This is a genomic window from Paraburkholderia sp. SG-MS1 (genome assembly GCF_012275575.1).
In the GTDB taxonomy this organism is placed as follows: Bacteria; Pseudomonadota; Gammaproteobacteria; order Burkholderiales; family Burkholderiaceae; genus Paraburkholderia.
This window is the reverse complement of the sequence record NZ_NPIH01000240.1, coordinates 1-18,668: the sequence shown is the minus strand read 5'-3', so window position 1 is coordinate 18,668 and position 18,668 is coordinate 1. Positions and strand designations below refer to the sequence as shown.

Annotated in this window: 15 protein-coding genes; 5 read left to right on the top strand and 10 right to left on the bottom strand. The window is 64.7% G+C overall.

Annotation, left to right across the window (positions count from 1 at the left end; genetic code table 11):
* Positions 1–211: 211 nt before the first annotated feature.
* On the bottom strand, positions 212–1,168 hold the full coding sequence (locus tag CIC12_RS23520) for an AEC family transporter (RefSeq protein WP_168667473.1): 957 nt from the start codon (positions 1,166–1,168) through the stop codon (positions 212–214).
* Between the two features lie 123 nt (positions 1,169–1,291).
* Here CIC12_RS23520 and CIC12_RS23515 point away from each other — a divergent pair, with 123 nt between their 5' ends.
* Positions 1,292–2,158, top strand: a complete 867-nt coding sequence (locus CIC12_RS23515) for a LysR substrate-binding domain-containing protein (protein WP_168667471.1) — start codon at positions 1,292–1,294, stop codon at positions 2,156–2,158.
* 9 nt (positions 2,159–2,167) lie between these two features.
* Here CIC12_RS23515 and CIC12_RS23510 read toward each other — a convergent pair whose 3' ends face one another.
* Together CIC12_RS23510 and CIC12_RS23505 are read right to left on the bottom strand one after the other, a co-directional pair.
* Positions 2,168–2,830, bottom strand: coding sequence for a VC0807 family protein (locus tag CIC12_RS23510; protein WP_168667469.1), 663 nt, complete (start codon positions 2,828–2,830; stop codon positions 2,168–2,170).
* A gap of 175 nt (positions 2,831–3,005) precedes the next feature.
* Positions 3,006–3,734 carry a GNAT family N-acetyltransferase gene (locus tag CIC12_RS23505; protein WP_168667467.1) on the bottom strand — a complete coding sequence of 243 codons (729 nt, stop codon included), beginning with the start codon at positions 3,732–3,734 and terminating at the stop codon, positions 3,006–3,008.
* 117 nt (positions 3,735–3,851) lie between these two features.
* Between CIC12_RS23505 and pdxR the strand changes: the two genes are divergently transcribed.
* Both pdxR and CIC12_RS23495 read left to right on the top strand, forming a co-directional pair.
* Positions 3,852–5,381 carry a MocR-like pyridoxine biosynthesis transcription factor PdxR gene (gene pdxR, locus CIC12_RS23500; protein WP_168667465.1) on the top strand — a complete coding sequence of 510 codons (1,530 nt, stop codon included), beginning with the start codon at positions 3,852–3,854 and terminating at the stop codon, positions 5,379–5,381.
* 272 nt (positions 5,382–5,653) lie between these two features.
* Positions 5,654–5,986: a hypothetical protein gene (locus tag CIC12_RS23495; protein WP_168667463.1), complete on the top strand. Its 333-nt coding sequence runs from the start codon at positions 5,654–5,656 to the stop codon at positions 5,984–5,986.
* A 55-nt stretch (positions 5,987–6,041) separates the two neighbouring features.
* On the opposite strand, the gene CIC12_RS23490 is transcribed toward CIC12_RS23495, so the two are convergent.
* Complete coding sequence (locus CIC12_RS23490; RefSeq protein ID WP_168667461.1) at positions 6,042–6,689, bottom strand: aspartate/glutamate racemase family protein; 648 nt, start codon at positions 6,687–6,689, stop codon at positions 6,042–6,044.
* 146 nt (positions 6,690–6,835) lie between these two features.
* On the opposite strand from CIC12_RS23490, the gene CIC12_RS23485 reads away from it, so the two are divergent.
* Entirely contained in the window at positions 6,836–7,417 is a 582-nt protein-coding gene (locus tag CIC12_RS23485; RefSeq protein WP_168667459.1) for a flavin reductase family protein, read from the top strand.
* Positions 7,418–7,478: 61 nt separating this feature from the next.
* Here the strand turns inward: CIC12_RS23485 and CIC12_RS23480 are convergent, their stop codons facing one another.
* The 4 genes from CIC12_RS23480 to CIC12_RS23465 form a co-directional block, all read right to left on the bottom strand.
* Positions 7,479–7,964: a GNAT family N-acetyltransferase gene (locus CIC12_RS23480; protein WP_168667457.1), complete on the bottom strand. Its 486-nt coding sequence runs from the start codon at positions 7,962–7,964 to the stop codon at positions 7,479–7,481.
* 328 nt (positions 7,965–8,292) lie between these two features.
* On the bottom strand, positions 8,293–9,615 hold the full coding sequence (locus CIC12_RS23475; RefSeq protein ID WP_168667455.1) for an MFS transporter: 1,323 nt from the start codon (positions 9,613–9,615) through the stop codon (positions 8,293–8,295).
* 177 nt (positions 9,616–9,792) lie between these two features.
* Positions 9,793–11,274: an alpha-amylase family glycosyl hydrolase gene (locus CIC12_RS23470; protein ID WP_168667453.1), complete on the bottom strand. Its 1,482-nt coding sequence runs from the start codon at positions 11,272–11,274 to the stop codon at positions 9,793–9,795.
* A 10-nt stretch (positions 11,275–11,284) separates the two neighbouring features.
* Positions 11,285–14,023, bottom strand: coding sequence for an MGH1-like glycoside hydrolase domain-containing protein (locus CIC12_RS23465; protein WP_168667451.1), 2,739 nt, complete (start codon positions 14,021–14,023; stop codon positions 11,285–11,287).
* 582 nt (positions 14,024–14,605) lie between these two features.
* On the opposite strand from CIC12_RS23465, the gene CIC12_RS23460 reads away from it, so the two are divergent.
* The gene (locus CIC12_RS23460) at positions 14,606–14,992 is read left to right on the top strand and encodes a YkvA family protein (protein WP_168667448.1); all 387 of its coding nucleotides are present in this window, start codon (positions 14,606–14,608) and stop codon (positions 14,990–14,992) included.
* Between the two features lie 41 nt (positions 14,993–15,033).
* On the opposite strand, the gene CIC12_RS32825 is transcribed toward CIC12_RS23460, so the two are convergent.
* Together CIC12_RS32825 and CIC12_RS23450 are read right to left on the bottom strand one after the other, a co-directional pair.
* A complete protein-coding gene (locus CIC12_RS32825; RefSeq protein ID WP_202984884.1) occupies positions 15,034–15,270 on the bottom strand; it encodes a hypothetical protein in 237 nt (78 codons plus the stop codon).
* Positions 15,271–15,631: 361 nt separating this feature from the next.
* Positions 15,632–18,668, bottom strand: a 3,037-nt coding sequence (locus tag CIC12_RS23450; RefSeq protein ID WP_238812845.1) for a YadA-like family protein, incomplete at its 5' end; no start/stop codon positions are given.

Below are 18,668 nucleotides of genomic sequence, written 5' to 3'. Positions count from 1 at the left end.
ATCGCGGACCTGGCTGGCCCGTAGGGGAAGCATAGCGCGAGGTGGGGCGAGTGCACGTCGTCACAGGAACCGCGTGGCGTGTGACGGCGGGAGCGCGCGGGCGATGACGTCGGCGTACTGCGCTTGGAGGCGCATGCCGCCGATCTGCGCACAGTTACCGCGCGTGCTTCGATTGACCGCGAGCAGGATTCAGGCAGCCGTACGCTGCGGCTCAGGTGCGATGTCCCATCACCAGCAGCAGCAACGACAATGTCACCACCGACCCCACCGTCGACAGCAAAATGGTTCGCGACGTGATGTGCGCTTCGCGCCGGTAGAACTCCGCGAGCATGAACGGTCCCGTGCCGGTCGGCAGTGCGGCCAGTACGACCGCCATTTCGACCAGCATCGCCGATAGCCCGAACACACGCGCCGCGAGCCACCATGTCAGCGCGGGCTGCACCAGCAGCTTGACGCCGGTCAGCAGCAGCGAAACGCCACCAGCACCAGCGCCAGCATCAGCACCCGATGCCCGTTTCTCCGCGAGGAACAGGCCGAGGCTCACGAGCGCGCACGGACTCGCCGCGCCGGCCAGCAGTTTCAGAAACGTCTCCGCGCTCGCCGGCATCGCAACGTGCAGGCTCGCAAACAGCACGCCCGCGATCGGCGACACGATCAGCGGATTGCGCGCGAGTGAGCCCAGCACTTTCAGGCCGAGCTTGTGCGGTGTGCGTTCGGTCTGCAAGCCGACTTCGATCAGCACGATTGCCAACGCGAACAGCACGCAGGCGACGAGAATCGTCGCGATCGTGGTCGGCGTCAGGCTCGCCTGGCCGAACGCGATCATGCCGAGCGGAAAGCCGATATAGCCGGTGTTCGGATACGACGCCGCAATCGCATCGACGCTGGCGTCGGCGAGATGCTGGCCGCTCAGCAGCCGCGTCGCGAGGATCAGCGCGAACACGCTGACGCACGCAATCGAAAAGGTCGCGACGAAGGCGGGTTGATACAACTGCCGCCAGGTGGCGTGCGCCATCGTGTCGAACAGCAGGGCGGGCAGCGCGAGCCAGACCACGAAGCGATTCAGTTCCGACGCAGAGTTCGGTCCGAGCACGCCGCTGCGGCGGCATGCAAAGCCCGCGAAAATCAGGCCGAAGACGGGAAGCAGAATCTCGAGGGTGGCTAACATCGGTGCGAAAAGTGTGAACGGACAGACAATCCGCCAGCGTAGTGGCTCGTGTTGATACAATCCAATACTGTTTTCTGGCTTCAACAATACCTTTTTTGCATCGCTATCCGGCGGGAGTGCATCGTGATCGACATCAAGCCGCTGCGCTACTTCGTGACGCTGGCCGAGACGCGCCATTTCGGCCGTGCGGCGGCGCGGCTGAACCTGTCGCAGCCGCCGTTGAGCCGGCAACTGGTGGCGCTGGAGGCGAATCTCGGCGTGACGTTGATCGAGCGCAGCCCGCGCAGCGTCACGCTGACCGCGGCCGGCGAGCGCTTTTACGCCGACGCGAAGGCGATTCTCGCGTCCGTGGAACAGGCGGTCAGCAATGCGCAGGCCGCCGCGCACGGCGACGCGGGCAAGCTCTCGATCGGCTTCACGATGTGTTCCGCGTATAGCGTCGTGCCCGGCTATGCGCGGGTCTTCGGCGTCGCATATCCGGAGGTTGCGCTGAATCTGCGCGAAGTCGTGTCGAACGATCTCGCCGCGCAGGTGCTCGCCGGTCAGATCGACGCGGCCATCATGTTCCCGAACGTGCCCGACAAGGGCCTCGCCACCCGCACGATTCTCAGCGAGCCGTTGTGCGTCGCGCTGTCGCGCAGCCACCCGCGCGCCCGCACGCGGCGTCTGAAGATTGGGCAACTGGCGGGCGAGCCGTTCGTGCTCGCGTCCGAGGACGTCGCGCCGAGTCTGCGCGCGACCATCCTCGAACATTGCCGCTTGGGCGGCTTCGAGCCGGACATCCGCTTCGAGGTGCAATTGCAGCAGACGGTGCTGAGTCTCGTCGATGAAGGCGTGGGCGTTGCGCTGGTGCCGTCGTCGATGCGCAAGGCGCAGCTCGCGGGCGTGGTGTTCAGGCCGTTGGTCGACGCGCCGCTGATCGAACAGGTGCTGGCGTGGTCGCCCGCGAATCGCAATCCTTGTCTCGCGCGGTTTCTTGAACTGGCGTGAGGGTGAAGTTCAAGGGCTGGCGAGCGGATTGGCGCGCGCGTCGTCATCGCTCGGATAACGCAGCGCGTCCTGCTTGATGCGGCGGCGCAGCCAGAAGGTCCACAGCGTCAGCGCGGCGTAGACGCCGTAACGCAGCAGGTTGGAGGCGAGCGCCGAATGCGGATCGTTCGGCCATTGCCACACGATGGCACTGCGCAAGAGGTTCTCGCCCACCATGCCGATGCCCCACACGAGCGTCATCAGGCGGATGTACGCGGCGAGCGTCGGACGCTCGCGCCAGTGCCGCTCGAAGCTCTCGGCGCTGCGATGGTCTTCGCGCGACATCGTCGAGCGGGCCAGATAGAACACTAGCGGCCGCCGCAATGCGAGTGATGCGAGGAACGACGCGCCGACGAGTCCCGACACCATCGGGTCTTCGATCAGCTGCATGCGCGCATCGCCGCCAATGAGCCGCGCCAGCAGGGATAGCGCGATGCCCACCAGCACGAGCGCGCTGAGCGCGTCGAAATGGCGGTAGCGCAGCAGGTCCCAGCTCATCCACGCGATCAGCGGCAGCGCCGACGCGCTCAGCGCGCCAGGCTGGCCCCCGTGCGGGAGCGCGAGCCGGTAGGCGAGCCAGGGCAGGGCGACGTTGATGAGCAGTGCGCAGAGGTAGCGCAGGCGGGGTTTCATCGGCTGGGGTGATGACGGGCGTGACGGGCGTGGCGAGCAGGCGCGAGACGCGCTCACGCAAACTCGTGCAAACGTATCAGCGCAGTGTAGGGCGAAGTCCGTCCGCCTGCCATGCCTCGCGGCATGCAGCGTGTGCCGCCACCCGTTACGCGGGCATCACCACGAGCCTCGACGCTCAGCCACCCGCTGCCCGCTCCCGCCCAATCAGATCCACCAACCGCTCAACCTGCCGCCCCTGCGCATCGAAATTGCCCGCGTCGAGCCAACGCGGGTAGCTGGCTCGCAGTGCGGGCCATTCACCATCGATGATCGAGAACCACGCGGTATCGCGATTGCGTTCGCGATACACGATCGCCTGGCGGAAGATCCCCTCGAACGTGAAGCCGTAGCGCAACGCGGCGGCGCGCGATGGCTCGTTCAGCGAATCGCATTTCCATTCGAAGCGCCGGTAGCCGAGCGCGTCGAACACGTGGTTCATCAGCAGGAACATCGCCTCGGTGGCAATGCGCGTGCGCTTCAGGCGCGGCGAATACGTGACGTGGCCGACTTCGATCACGCCGTTCGCCCGGTCGATGCGCATCAGCGCCAGTGTGCCGACCGCCTTGCCGGTCGCGAGGTCGATGACCGCGTAATGCAGCGGATCGGTCGATGCGGCGGCGCGCGTCAGATGCTCGCGGTACGCGGCGAGGCTGTCGAACGGACCCACCGCGAGGTAGGTCCAGTCGCGGCCATCGGCGGCCGAGCTGTACGCGTCGTACAGGTTTTCGGCATGACGCTCGACGTTCACCGGCTCGATCCGGCAATAGCGCCCCACCAACGGTTCGCGGCCGGGCGCCTGGGCGCCGTTCCAGTTCGGCACGGGCGTGCCGATCGGTTGGTCAAACGCGTTACGTCTGGGCTCCATGTCTGCTCTCCGTGGTTCGTCAGGTTCGTGAGTGTGCGTCAATGATCATGAACGATACGGCAAACGTGGTATGTTCAAAAGATCCACGACAAGCCCATTCGATAGGTCCAGCCCGCCATGATCGAGATCATAGGCCCGCTTGCTCACCCGCTCCAGGCTGGCACCGCCGACGCTGGCGCGACGAAGTCCGCGCCGCTGCAAAAGCAGTTAATTGAGCGCTTGCAGCAGGCGATCCTCTCGGGGCGCCTGGCTGCCGGCTCCCTGCTGCCATCGTCACGCTTGCTTGCCGCGGAAATGGGCGTGTCGCGCAACACGGTAGTGATCGCTTACGAGCATCTGGCCGCCGTCGGGTACGTGATCGCGGACAAGAAGGGCACCCGCGTGAGCCCGCTTTCCAGCCCGGCCGCGCGCGGCGAAGCGCCGGTTCGCTCGGCCGCGCCCGAAGTGGCTTACGCGGCGCGCGTCGCGCATTTCGCGGCAACCCGCACGCATGCCGACAACACTTTTCCGCTGACGCCCGGCACGCCCGCGCTGGACCGCTTCCCACTGGGCGTGTGGCGGCGCGCGCTCGAACGTTCGATGGAGCGCGCATTGCCGCTCGCCCTCGGCTATGGCACGCCGGCCGGCGAACCGGCGCTGCGCGATGCGATCGCGGCGCATCTGCGCATGGCGCGCGGCGTGCGCTGCGACGGCGCACAGGTGGTGATCACCGAGGGCGCGCAGGAGGCGCTGAACCTGTGCGTGCGGCTCTTCACCAATCCCGGCGACCTCGCGTGGGTCGAGGATCCCGGCTATCGCGGCGCGAAGGCCGCGTTCAATCTCGGCGATCTGCGCACGCTGCCGATGCCCGTCGACGCCGAAGGCATGGCCGCGCCTGCCAGCGCGTGGCTCGCGCAGCCGCCGAAACTGATCTACACGTCACCCGCGCATCAGTATCCGACGGGGGCGGTGTTGTCGGTGGCGCGCCGTCTGGAACTGATCGCGCAGGCGCGGCGCTGCGGCGCGTGGCTGATCGAGGACGACTACGACGGCGAATTTCGCCACACCGGCGAGCCGATCGCCAGCATGCAAGGCCTCGTCGACGACGCGCCGGTGCTGTACGTCGGCTCGTTCAGCAAGACGATGTTTCCGGCGCTGCGCATCGGCTTCGTGGTGTTGCCGCGGGCGATTGCCGAGCACACCGCCGTCGCGCTGCAGGAGATGCTGCGCGGCGGGCATCGACTGGAGCAACTGGCGCTCGCGCATTTCATCGACAGTGGCGAGTTCGGGCGGCATCTCGGGCGCATGCGGCGTCTGTACCGCGAGCGTCAGCAGGCGCTGCGCGATGCGCTCACCGCGCACTTCGCGCCGGCGCGGATTCTCGGCGGCGATTGCGGCATGCATCTGACGTTGCGCCTGCCGGCGCAGGTGGCCGATCGAACCCTCGTCGAACGCGCGCTCGCTAACGGGCTCAATCCGCGCGCCCTATCCGGTTTCGCCTTGCAGCAGCGGGGCGAAACGAACGGACTGGTGATCGGCTACGGCAACACGGCCGCCGAGCGGCTGGCGCCCGCTGTCGACACGCTGGCCACGCTCGCTCGCGAGCTGGAAGGCAAGCCGCGGCGCGCGCTGAAACGCGGGTCAAAGACCGAGTCGGCAGCCGCCTGACGCGCCTCTCGACGGTCGTGCCGGTCGCCGTCTCGTGCATGTGAGTTTTTACGTTTGTCCGCGTGCCCCATGTCGCGCTATCGTGTCGTTTATGCGCGGCGATTTCGACGCGTCGGACGCTGTCCGACCTTGGCGGATCGCCCGCAGGTCATGCCCGGTGCGCAGCATGGCACCATCGCGCGAGAGGCGCGTCGCGGGCCGCTGCGAGGCTCGGGCGTGAAGAAAGCTTTTGTTGTTGCTAACCTTTGACGATTCAACTGACCGGAGACGACATGAAGGAAATCGAACCGACCCCGTGGTTTGAGCTTGCCGCCCACGCACCCGTCCGTGACGGCTGGTACGAGGTGCAGTTGACGAGCGGGGACACGGCGTTTGCGAAATTTGGCGCAGGCACGTGGACCGAAAAACCGTTGCTGGTGTTTACGCACTGGCGCGGCTTGTCCGCGGACTCATCGGGAGCCGCCGAGGGTGAGACCGAATCGATCGCCGCCGAAGCTACCGCGGCCGAGGGCGTGCGCGCCGCATGGAACGCGTTCTTCCCGGGACTCGGCGAAGAACAGCACAAACCGCTGGACGCCGTGCCCAACGGTAAAGCGCCGCATTGATTGACGCGCGGGGCGGCGGCTCGCGGGCTGCCGTCCTGAGCGGTTTGGATTGTCTTTACTTCAGTTCGAGTGCCTTGGCGGCGGCGAGGCCCGATTGCGGACTGGTGAGCGCTATCGCGCCGCGTGTGACGCGCTCCGCTGCACCGGCCATCGATGCTTGCGCCAGGGCGATGACATCGGCGCCATCTGCGTAAGCGGCGTCCGCTGCGGCGGCGATCGCCGAGAAATACGCCGGCAAATCTCCTTCCTTGAAAAAATCCCACGCGCCGCTGATCAGGCGAACGTCGACCTTCGCGGCGGTCCCCTTCGCGGCCTCGATAAAAAGGCTCGCAGTGGGTTCGAGCGTAGTCGGGGCGGTGCATAGTACGACGACCTTCCCGCCGTGCGCGACCGCGCGCTGCGCGAGGGCCGCGTCGGTTCGCACTACGGGCACCGGTGCGCATTGTTGGGCGAGCGCGTCATCCACGGCTGGACCTAGCGTCGAGCAGGTGAGCAACACAGCATGCGAGCCGCTGCGCAGCGCGAGCAGCGATGCGCGTGTTTGCATCGCGATGGCTTCGGTCAAGCCGCCGGCTTGCTCGGCGGCTGCGAGCAGGTCCGCGCGCACCTCATGCGTCAATTCGAGCGTGGGCGAGACGGCGCGCGCGGCCGCGTCGAACAGGGAAATATGGCTGTCGGCGGTATGCAGGCAGGCGATGCGCATGGCGTCTCTCGGGTTGAGGGTGGTGGCACATTCTCGCCTGGAACCGGGGCCGGGAAGAGGCTCGACGGACGATGTAGCGCCTCACACCCGCACCCCATGACCCCGCTACAATTCCCGTCATCCCAGTTCGACGCAAACAAGGACGTATGAAAGTCACCCGAGAACCCGTGACGTTGTCGCGGGCCACGCAGTTGCTGAATCATGGACCGGTCACGATCATCACCAGCGCGCACAGCGGCCGCTCCAACGTGATGGCGGCGTCGTGGGCGATGCCGCTCGACTTCGACCCGCCGAAGGTGGTTGTCGTGGTCGACAGCCGCACGCTCACGCGGCAATTGATCGAAGCGAGCGGCGTGTTCGGGCTGCAACTGCCGAGCCGCGGATTCGCCGCGCAGACGCTGGCAGTGGGCAGCAACACGGGTGCCGAGGTCGACAAGTTTTCCGCCTTCGATCTCGACACCTTCCCCGCGCAAAATATCGACGTGCCGATGCTGGCCGGCTGTATCACGTGGATGGAGTGCAAGGTGATTCCGGACGATAGCCAACGGCACGACCTGATCATCGGCGAAGTGGTCGCCGCGTATGCGGACAGCCGCGTGTACTCGAATAACCGCTGGCATTTCGGCGACGACCCCGATCTGCGCACCTGTCATTACGTGGCCGGTGGAACGTTCTTCGCCACGGGCGATGCGTTCGAAGTGACGCCGGCGAGCGGTTCGGCGCAGTGATGTTCGACAGGCGGCGTTGGCACGCCGCGTGTTCGCATCGCAGATACCTGCCCGTCTTCTGCTACGCGTTGCCTTCGGCGAACGCCTTCAGCGCATCGCCGGCCAGGCGGTAGCGCACCCATTCGCTTTGCGCGCTCGCGCCGATCGATTTGTAGAAGCCGATGGCCGGCTCGTTCCAGTCGAGCACGCTCCATTCGAAGCGGCCGCAGCCGGTGTCGCACGCAATCTGCGCGAGGTGGCGCAGCATCTGTTTGCCCGCGCCGCTGCCGCGCGATGCCGGCGATACGTACAGGTCTTCCAGATAAAGCCCCTGCTTGCCAAGCCACGTGGAGTACGAAAGGAAGTAGACGCAGAAGCCGACCGGCTCGCCATTCATTTCGCAAATGAGCGACTTCGCCGGTGCATCGGCGCAAAACAGACTCGCTTCGATATCTTTGACATTGGCGACGACTTCGTGTTCGGCCTTCTCGTACACCGCGAGTTCGGTAATGAAGCGAAGAATCAGGGCAGCGTCGGCTACGGTCGCGGGGCGGATGTGGATAGTCAAGGCAACGCTCGGTGAAGTGAGGGGGATGGCGGATCAAACGTATATCGTAGCGTCTATCGCATGGTTGTGGCCAGCGCGTGCCGCGATGGCGATTGATGGGCCTTCGCAAGATGGGTTGCTGTGCGCCCATGGACTTTCACCCGATTCCTCGCTGCCGTTACCAATACGACGACCACCTTGCTATAGCGAGTTCGGCGTCTGTCATCGCGAGGAACCTTCGGCATCGGTCGAAGGCTTGAAGCGTACGCGCGCTTTCGTTCAGGACGATGCGCATGAGTCTGCGCGCATTCGCCTATCGAAGCCGAAGTGGGGCGCTTCTGTTCGAGTGTCAGCCTTGCGCCACGGTCACATCTTCAACGATCGGCTTGCGAGCCATGAACCAGTAGAACGGCGCCGCACAGCCGACGATGATGCCGCCCGAGATGAAGGCGAGCGCATAAGAGCCCGTCGTGTCGACGATAAAGCCCGCGACGAGCGGCGAAAACGCTCCGCCGAAATAGCCGCCGAAGTTCTGGATCGCGCTCGCCGACGCAACCATCGACGACGGCGCGATATCTGCCGCGAGCGCCCACGCCGAGCCGATCATCGCGGCAAGGAAGGCGAGACCTACGGTGAACAGCGCGAGTGTCACGTTCAGCGAGTGGGAAAAAGGCAGCGCCATCGCGCACACGCCGGCACCCACCGCACAGCATGCGATCAATAGGCGCTTCGCGCCGATCGGCGACGCGAGCTGGCGATCGACGAGCTTCTTTGCCAGATAGCCCACCGCGATTTCGCCCAGCGCGCCACCCACCCAAGGAATGCCCGCGACGACGCCGAGTTGCGCGAACGAGATATGAAAGCGGTCGAGAAGATACAGCGGTAGAAACACGAGGAAGATGTTCCAGAGCCAGATCACGCAGAAATAGCCGAGAATCATGCCCCACACGCTGCGGCGCACGAATAGCCAGCGCCACTTGAGCGAAGAACTCGCCAGCGAGCGTTCATGACCGCCGCCGCCCGCCTCGATATACGCGAGTTCGCCTTTCGATAAACGTTTGCTGTCGCGTGGATTGCGATACAGCACGAGAAAGAGCAGCGCAAACGCGATCCCGAATGCGCCCGTCACGTGAAATAGCGAGCGCCAGCCGAACGCGATCATCAGAGCGACGAGCACGGCAGGCGCGAGCGCGGGTCCCCACTTCGACGACGAGTCCCAGATGCCCGTCGCGAAACCGCGCTCTTTGGCCGGGAACCACGCGGCGGTGATCTTTGCCGCGGTCGGCCAGCAGGGTGCCTCGCCCACGGCGAGCAACGCGCGCATTACCAGCAAGGCGGAGATCGAACCCACCACGCCGGTCAACCAGGTCGCGACACTCCACCAGATCATGCCGAGCGCGTACGCCCGCTTCGCGCCGAATCGATCGATCAACCACCCTGCCGGCAGTTGCATCAATGCATAGGTCCACGCGAACATGCTACCCAGCAGCCCAATCTGGGTCCGCGTCAGGCCAAGCTCCTGAATCATGCCGGGTGCGGCGATCGACAGGCTCGCACGGTCGAGATAGTTGATGATCCCGCCGACAAGCAGCCAGAACAGTACATGCCAGCGGTAGCCGATGCGAGCCGGTTGTGTCGCGGTGGCCGATACGGAAAAGGTGGGTTTGTCCAACGCGTGTCTCCGTCCAGATGGCCTTGGGCAGCCATTCATCGTTAAGGTTGCCTGCCTTACGTTGCGCGACGCTCGCTTACGTAAGTACTCAATGGCAAGTGTACGGACGGAAGTGTTTCGACTCCAATGCCGAAACTGGATGGGCCGATAGCATTTGCGTTATCGGCGCGACTTTCTTCAGGTGGCGGCAGTCACCTCGAAGACGTGATAACCCCAAGGCGGCAGATCCAGATAAAGGCCGCGCGAGGCGACCTCATTACCGTCGCGATCGAAACTCGCCGATCCCACCAGGTCCCTAAGCCGCACCGTGCGGCCGACCACGTCGACACACGGAATCCGGATATAGCACTGGCTCTGGTTACCGGCATAGTTGACTACGACGAGCCGCCGTTCACCGTCGGCCCGCTGCCAGCACCACGCAATCAAGCAGTCCGAAGTCCAGTTGCCATCCCATGCCGGCACGAGTTCGATCAGGCTCCACGTGCCGTCCCGGAAGACCGGCTGCCGCAGTGCCGCCAGCAGCTTCTCATAGAACGCCTGCACGCCTGCGTCGACAGGTTCTTGCGGCGCGCGCACCAAATGCGGCGAAATCCGTTTTTTGCGGCCCTCGAACTGCCCCTGGTGGAAGAAGCGCAAACCAGGCGAAAGAAACGTGATGATGGCCCCTGCCTCATGCATGGCGGGTTCGAAGGTCGCCGCGGTGCGGGGTTCGTCGTGGTTTTCGAGGAAGCGGGCCAGTTTGTCCTGGTAGTCGAGCCCGGCGTGCAAGTGCTCACGCACCGGTCGTGCGTGCGTATCGCGCAGGCGGTCGTACAACTGCTTGTCGTAGGCGTAATCGAAGCCTTGCTGCTGCATCGTCCATTCGAGGTCCCAATACACCTCCGCCATGAACAGGAAGTGCGGATGCTCGCGCCGCACGGCTTCGGTCGCCTTCGGCCAGAAGGGCTCGGTGCGGATGCCCCAGGTCCGTTCGAACACGTCGGGCAAAACCAGCATCGCCATGTCGCAGCGCACGCCGTCGCACTGCCCGGCGATTCTTTTCAACTCGTCGATCATCGCCTGCTGCAACGCCGGATTGCCATAGTTAAGTTGCAGCGTGTCGGGCCATCCGTCGAAGTACGGGTCCCTGCCGTGGGCGAGTATGAGCGGTCCGTTCTTCGTCTGCACTCCGCCATAGTTGTGCGGTGCGCGAGCCAGGTCCTCCTCGGTGCCGGGGACGAAGTAGTCCGGATGCGCGTCGATCCAGTCGTGGTCCGGCGCCATGTGATTCGGCACGAAGTCGAGCATCAGCTTCAGGCCGCGTTGCTGCATACGCTGCCGCAGGCGGGCCAGCGCCGCGGCACCGCCCAGATCGCGATGAACCGTGTAGGCCTGGATTGCGAACCCGGACCCGGCGATGTCGTCGTCCGCGAGATCCGGAAGCGTCTCGGCGAATTCGCGGCGCCACCCGGCATGCGCGCGCGATATCGCCTGAGCCGCCGGGCCAGTCTGCCAGACGCTTAGCAGCCAGACCCAGTCGAAGCCCAGTTCGACGAGGCGATCCAGTTCGGCATCTGGAACATCGTCGAGCGTCGCTCGCCTGCCGGGCGCGCGAGACAGATCGGTCAGCCAGACGCGTGTGTTGATCTGATACAGCGACGGGTAGCGTACGTCGGACATTTTGCTTCCCTCATTTTTGGCCGCTGTCTTCTCCGCCCACCTGTTCCCTGACGACTTGCGACATCACGCGGCCACGATCGGTTTCCAGCACGGTTTTGGCGTCGACGCGCCCGAACAGGTCGAGCATCGGTGCGACAAGACCCGTCCAGCCCGTCTGATGACTGGCGCCCAGTCCTGCGCCGTTATCACCGTGGAAATATTCATAGAACAGGATCAGGTCGCGCCAGTGCGGATCGTTCTGGAATTTCTCCGTGCCGCCATAGACCGGCCGTTTGCCGTCGGCATCGCGCAGGAACGTGCCCGTCAGGCGGCGCACGATTTCCTGCGCCACTTCGAAGAGCGTCATATGCTGGCCCGAGCCGGTTGGGCATTCGACCTTGAAGTCATCGCCGAAGAAGGTGTACAGGTTCACCAGCGCGCGGACGATCAACAGATTGACCGGCATCCACACCGGCCCGCGCCAGTTAGAGTTGCCGCCGAACATGCCGGTATTCGATTCGGCCGGCAGGTACTGCACCTTGTAGTCCTGTCCGCCGAGGTGGATCACGTAGGGATGGTCCAGGTGATACAGCGACAGTGAACGAATGCCGTGCGGCCCGAGGAACTCGTTCTCGTCGAGCATGTAGGCGAGCACGCGTTCGAGCTTGCGTTTGTTGAGGATCGACAGAAGCCTGCGTTGGTTGTGGCCGATGAAACCGGCGTCGGTCGGGGCAACCTGGGCGATGAGCTCGGGGTAGCGTTTGCGAAACTGCGCGATCAGCTCCACCAGCTTCGGATAGCGCGTCAGGGAATGCGCTTCGAATACCGTCGAGGCGCACAGCGGCAGCAGCCCAACCAGTGACCTTATCTTCAGGCGCTGCGTCTTCCCGTCGGGAAGACGCAGCAGGTCATAGAAAAAGCCGTCCTGTTCGTCCCACATCTCGTCCTCATGTTCGCCGCGCCGGTCCATCGCGTAGGCGATCCACATGAAATGCTGCACGAACTTGAATGCGACTTCCTCGTAGAGTGGGTCGTAGTCGGTCAGATTGATGGCCATCTCGAGCATGGTCTGGCAATAGAACGCCATCCACGCTGTCCCATCCGCCTGTTCGAGCGACCCGCCGGTGGGAAGCTGCGCGCTGCGGTCGAACACGCCGATGTTGTCGAGACCCAGAAAGCCGCCGGCGAACACGTTGCGGCCTGTCGGGTCCTTGCGATTGACCCACCAGTTGAAATTGAGCATCAGCCCCTGGAACGAGCGCTCCAGGAAACGCGGGTCGGCGCGTCCCAGTTCTTTCTCGTACTTGTACAGCCAGAGCGTGGCGGCGGCATGAACCGGCGGATTCACATCGCTGAAGTTCCACTCGTAGGCGGGAATCTGGCCGCTCGGATGCACGTACAGGGTGCGCAGCATCAGCAGCAACTGCTCTTTGGCGAAATCGAAATCGACCTGCGCGAGCGCGATCGTATGGAAGGCCAGGTCCCAGGCGGCGTACCACGGATACTCCCACTTGTCCGGCATGGAGATCACGTCGGCATTCAACATGTGGAACCACTCCGTGTTGCGCACATCGCGCCGGGCGGAGTCGAGCAACGGGTGACTGCCGTGCTCACGCAGCCAGAGTTCGAGATCGAAGTAGTAGTACTGCTTGCCCCATAACATACCCGCCAAGGCCTGGCGATGCACCCGGCGCTGATCCTCGGTCAGCGATCTGGGCGTAATGCGTTCGTAGAACTCGTTCGCGTCGGCGAGGCGAATATCGAAGATCTGCTCGAAGTCGCCGAAGGCGTCGTCGAGCCGGGTTGGCGCGAGGCGCAAGCGGATGGTCGCGCTGCCGCCGCCGGGTACGTCGCAGGTGTAGTGGGCCGCGGCCTTGGTCCCCGTGCCGGCGGGATTGACGGCGTCGCGCTTTCCCGAGATCACGTAATCGTGGAACGCATCCTTCACGAAGGGCGAAGCGTTGGGCTGATTCCGCAGACGTTGCGTATTGCTTTCGTTGTCGGTGAAAAGCGTCTGCGGGGCGCCTTCGCAATGAAGCCAGTATTCGCCCAGATCATGATGGATGGCCCGAATGACGCCGGCGCCCGCGTCGTGCAGCGACGGCTTGCGATCGTCCTCGCCTCTCGACCATGTGTTGCGGAACCAGAGCGTCGGCAAGATCTGCAGGCGCGCCGTCTGCGGTCCGCGGTTGTGCACGGTGATCCTAACGAGGGTGTCTTCCGGGGATGCCTTCGCGTATTCCACGAACACGTCGAAATAGCGGTCATCGTCGAAGATACCGGTGTCGAGCAGTTCGTATTCCATCTCCTCGCGCGATCGCGTGCGGTTGGTCTCCACCAGATCGCGGTACGGATATTCGCCCTGCGGATATTTATAGAGGTACTTCATGTACGAATGCGTGGGCGTACTGTCGACGTAGAAGTAATACTCCTTCACGTCTTCGCCATGATTGCCTTCGCTGTTGGTGAGCCCGAAGAGCCGCTCCTTCAGTATCGGGTCGCGCTCGTTCCATAACGCGAGCGCGAAGCATAGTCGCTGCTGGTCGTCGCACAGTCCGCCTAGCCCGTCTTCGCCCCACTTGTAGGCGCGGGAGCGCGCATGGTCATGGGTGAAGTAGTTCCAGGCATCGCCGTTGTCGCTGTAGTCCTCACGCACCGTTCCCCATTGCCGCTCGCTGAGATAGGGGCCCCATTTCTTCCACGGTACGTGCGACTCGCGCGAGTCATTCAGGCGCTTTTGCTCCGCTACATCGACGATTACCGGGCGCATATTCTTTCTCCGTGACGGGTGAATAGGCTCGACTCGACGCGGCGCGCCGACGATCAACAGGGTTGATCCGTCTCCAAGTGTAGTGTGTGCCGGTGCAGATGCGAGCCCCGATAACGATGCTTTTATCGGCGACGACGATCACGCGTTTTGCGAAAGCCCGGCTCGCGCTCCGGTTTGACATTCGCATGTCGTTTTTATTAAGAATCCAGAATCCGAGCGCCCCGGCAGTGATCGAGTGCGATGGTTGCGCGCGCGGCCGGTCGCACGCTCGCGCGACAGACCGACTCCATTCCTGTTCTTATCCGAACCGCGACGGATCGATTCGGTTACGTGGGCGAATACGTCACCGATGGATCGCCGACTGCCCCGCAGGAGTACGCGAGGTACATGCCGAACACCAGCGTTACGTTCGCGTACGCGTGTGATGCAGCTAAAACGCCGTTGAACTCAAAGGGGCATTACGATAGTCGTTGCGTCGTCGGCCCGGGTCATGGTTCGCGCCCGACCCGCGCCGCTTGCCTGATTGATTGCAGCGAAGCATGCGAGAAACGCGGACCACCTTTGCCCACAGAGCCACGGCAGATGTTGCAATCTCTCACGGTTTGGGCAACGCGACTCAAGCGGGATGTCGTCACGCTGATGTTCGCAAGTCGCGATCCGGCCACGCCGCTGCCGGCGAAACTTCTCGCGTTGGCGACGGTGGCGTATGCACTTAGCCCTATCGATCTCATTCCCGACTTCATTCCCGTTCTCGGTTATCTGGATGATCTGATCGTCATTCCGCTTGGCGTTTGGCTTTGCCTGCGCCTGATCCCAAAGGCGGTCCTCGAAGACAATCGTGAAAAGGCCCAAACCTGGCTGGCCGCGAACCCCGTGAAGCCCAAAAGCATATTCGGTCTCGCCGCCATTCTGGTGATCTGGACGCTTGGCGTCTGGTGGCTGTGGCGCTGGCTTGCTGTGGGCTTGTGATCGGGGCGCTCCCCGCTGGCAATGGCTTGGGAGCGGCGACGCTAGCTCAGTGTATCGAGCGCACGCATCAGGATGCCGTGCAGTCGCGCAAGGTCGTCGAGCAGCGAGAAATGGGTACACCCCGGCACGTGGACATATTCGACTTTTTCTCCTGCGGCTTTGCATGCTGCCCGCATACTCGTCTTCGGCAGGCCACGTTGCAGGACGATCCGGTCTTCGGTATCGCTGACCTCGACCACGCTGTTGTTCGAGTGCAGGTCTATTCCACAAAACTTCATGTCGGCCTCCGGATCAATCCTTTGCCTGGGAGGAGTCGTCCATCACATCAGAGCCGATAACGTCATTGAGCCAGGATCACCGTGTTATCAAACGCATCGTCGGGCCCGTCACTTAAAGCCGTAGTGCCCAGTCCGGCATCGAAGTACATCCGGTTCGCAAAGCAGATTTCACGACGATGGCATCGCCAAAACCGCAGCCGGACGATTTATTCACCGTGATGCAAGCACTCTCGCTTTCTTATCGCGTCACAACCGAATATTGTCCGGCACCCCGTGCGTTCAGCTTACGAGGCACCGGCCGCGGGCCTATATTTGCTGGCCACCTGTCCGCACCATTCAGGCGCGTCGCAAGTCCTCCCCTTTACCACTGGTACGATGCGCCGGCGCCGACTGTCGTCGTGGCGGAACTGACGCCCGCGCCGACTTTGACCTTCAGGTTCGACGTGACGCGTGCGGACAACGCCACCGCCACCGCCTGATATCCCTTATAGCCCGCCGTCGCGACACCGAGCGCGAGATTCTTCGTTGCATCGACCTCCGGAACCATGGTCAGCGCGATAGCCGACGCGGTGCCTGAATACGCATTGCGCGCGACCTCGTTCATGCCGCCCTGGAACTGCTGCATGTTCACGGCGTCGGCAGGCGCCTGGCCCGCCGCGACGTTGGTGATGCGGCGCTCGTTGCCGGCCGAGCCCACCGACACCGTGCCCGTCTGATCGGCCACCGAGCCCTCGCCGATCGCCACCGAGTTCGGCGCCGATGCCTTCGCGCCGCCGCCGATCGCGACTGACCCGTTGCCGATCGCCTGCGCCGCGTTGCCGGAACTGTTGACGGATACGTACGTGTCGCCAGTGGTTTGAATATTGTTGATGACCTGATTGAGGTTGCCGAGTTGCTGGTTCGTGCTCCAGAGTTGCGCGCCGGTCACGGCGTCGCTGCTGGTGGCCGATAGTTCGCCATCCTGCAGATTGGTCAACTGCACCTTCGGCGCATCGGCGGCCGTGCCGCCGAGCGTGAGCCTGTCGTGGGCCGGGCTGTCGTACTGAACCGCATTCGCGACCGCACCGTTGAGGTTGACGAGGGTGCTCTGCAAACCGGCGATGTCCGTGCTGTTCTGCGTCACACGGCCATCGAGATTGGTCAGCGCGCTGCCGACATTGTTCACGACCGTACCGCCCACGTTATATGACGGCGCGGTCATCGTGCCGTCCGGATTGACCGTGGCCCCGCCGCCGAGCGCCACCGCCGTGCCCGCCGCCTGCGAATACAGTTGCGCACCGTTGACCGCATCGGTGCTCGACGGACCGACCGCACCGGCCGCCACGCCGGTGACGACCCGGTTGCCCGCCGTGCCGGCCAGGTTGATCAGCGAGCCATCGGTCGCCGCGCCGACGTTGATCACGCGGGTCGCCGCATCTTGCGTGACCATGCCGATGCCGCCCGTCGCCAGGTTCTGCTGCAACGTGACGAGTCCGCTGTCGAGCGAGCCTAGCGCGTCGCCGACATTGGTCTGTGTGCCGCCCTGCACGTGATACGTGGGGCCGCTCACCGATCCATCCGCGTTGATCTGCGCGCCGCCGCCCAACGCGGCCACCATCGGTCTGAGCTGGCCGAGACTGACCGCCGACGAATCCGCCGTGCCCGCCGCAATGCCGGTCAGCTCGCGCGCGCCGGCCGTGCCGGTGAAATCGACGCGGGCGCCGTCCGTGTTTTTGGCCACGCTGAGGTCGCGCGACGCCTGATCCTGCTGGACGAGACCGATCTCGCCGTTCGTGATCTGGTTCGTGATGTCGCTCACGTCCCCTTCGATCGTCGTGGTGCGCTGGTCCAGATTCGTGATGCTGCCGGTGTTCTGCGCGACCGCTTCATTCGTGCTGAACAGTTGCGCGCCGTTGACGGCGTCCGAGCTGTCGGCGGCGAGACTGGCCGCGCGCACGTTGGTGAGCTGGACCGGCACGGACAGGTTGCCCAACGTGGCCCTGTCGTGCGCCGCCGAGTCGTACCGGAGCGCATCGGCGCCCGCGCCCACACTTGTCGCGACGGCTGCCGCGAGCGCCGCGCCGACGTCGCCATACGTGGTTCCACCGATGCTGTAGAGCGGCTTCTGGATCGTGCCGTCCGGATTGACCGTTGCGCCGCCGCCGAGCGACTCGACGACCGGACCGAGCTGCCCGAGATTGACCGCGGAGCCCGCCGTCGTCCCCGCCGCGACGCCGAGCAACTCGCGTGGGCCGCCCTTGCCGCTGAAGTCGACATGCACGCCTTCCGTGTCCTTCGCGACGCTCAGGTCGCGCGAGACCGGGTCCTGCCGCAGCAGGCCCAAAGTCCCGTTGGTGATATTGCTGACGTTGTTGGTGAGGTTGGTAATGGCCGTCGAATTCTGTGTGACCGCCTGATCGACGCCGTACAGCTGCGCGCCGGTCACGGCATCGGAACTGTCGGCGCTGAGCGTGCCGTCCGCGATATGGGTGAGCTTGACGGCCGTGCCCTGATTGCCGAGGGTGGCGATGTCGTGCGCCGCCGTGTCGTAGCGCAAGGCGTCGGCGCTCGCGCTCACGCCGTCCGACGCGGCCGCGGCCAGTGCCGCGCCGACGTCGTGATAAGTCGCGCCGCCCACCGTGTAGGACGGCGCGACCACCGCACCGTTCGGGTCGATCGACGCGCCGCCGCCGAGCGCGGCAGTCACGCCGGCGAGCTGGCCGACGTTGACCGCGTCGGTGGCCTGGGTGCCGGCCGCGAGATAGCCGATCTGCCGGTTCAGCGTACTGTTGCCCACCGAGACCACGTTCGCGCGATCGGCCATCGAGCCGGCGCCCAACGCCACCGCACCGGCCGCGGTGGCCGTGGCGCTGGAGCCCATGGCCAGCCCGTTCGTCGCCGTCTGCTGGACGAACGAGTCATGGCCGATCGCCACCGCGCCGGCCGACGTCGCGCTCGCGAGCCCGCCGATCGACGCGCTGTTGAGCCCGCTCGAACGGGCGTTGTAGCCGAGCGCGATGGAGTTGTCCGACAGTGCGCCGACCGTCGCTCCCGCGCCGACGACCGTCGAATTCACCGACAGCGCGCCCGCCGAGGAGCCGACCGCGGTCGAGCCGTCGCTGCCCGCCGCCGAGCCGCCGCCGACGGCCAGCGCATTGATGCCGGTGGCCGCGGCCACCGGGCCGATCGCCATCGCGTTCAGCGCGTTCGATGCGCTGGTGCTGCTCCCCTGAACGACGTTGGGGCTCACGGAGATGTAATCGGTCACCGGTGTGGGGGTCACCGCCGCCAGCATCATGATCGGCTGACTTGCTGCGCTGCCGACCACGTCCGCCGGCGTGCCGGCGAACAGGCTGGCGTTGTTGATTGCGGCAGCGGTTTCCGGGGACATCGCCGCGTCATTGGCGGCCGGGCTGGCC

Coding starts and splice junctions, on each gene's coding strand:
- CIC12_RS23520 (WP_168667473.1), bottom strand. CDS start 1,168: ATGTTAGCCACCCTCGAGATTCTGCTTCCCGTCTTCGGCCTGATTTTC.
- pdxR (WP_168667465.1), top strand. CDS start 3,852: ATGATCGAGATCATAGGCCCGCTTGCTCACCCGCTCCAGGCTGGCACC.
- CIC12_RS23465 (WP_168667451.1), bottom strand. CDS start 14,023: ATGCGCCCGGTAATCGTCGATGTAGCGGAGCAAAAGCGCCTGAATGAC.
- CIC12_RS23510 (WP_168667469.1), bottom strand. CDS start 2,830: ATGAAACCCCGCCTGCGCTACCTCTGCGCACTGCTCATCAACGTCGCC.
- CIC12_RS32825 (WP_202984884.1), bottom strand. CDS start 15,270: ATGAAGTTTTGTGGAATAGACCTGCACTCGAACAACAGCGTGGTCGAG.
- CIC12_RS23505 (WP_168667467.1), bottom strand. CDS start 3,734: ATGGAGCCCAGACGTAACGCGTTTGACCAACCGATCGGCACGCCCGTG.
- CIC12_RS23470 (WP_168667453.1), bottom strand. CDS start 11,274: ATGTCCGACGTACGCTACCCGTCGCTGTATCAGATCAACACACGCGTC.
- CIC12_RS23495 (WP_168667463.1), top strand. CDS start 5,654: ATGAAGGAAATCGAACCGACCCCGTGGTTTGAGCTTGCCGCCCACGCA.
- CIC12_RS23485 (WP_168667459.1), top strand. CDS start 6,836: ATGAAAGTCACCCGAGAACCCGTGACGTTGTCGCGGGCCACGCAGTTG.
- CIC12_RS23490 (WP_168667461.1), bottom strand. CDS start 6,689: ATGCGCATCGCCTGCCTGCATACCGCCGACAGCCATATTTCCCTGTTC.
- CIC12_RS23460 (WP_168667448.1), top strand. CDS start 14,606: ATGTTGCAATCTCTCACGGTTTGGGCAACGCGACTCAAGCGGGATGTC.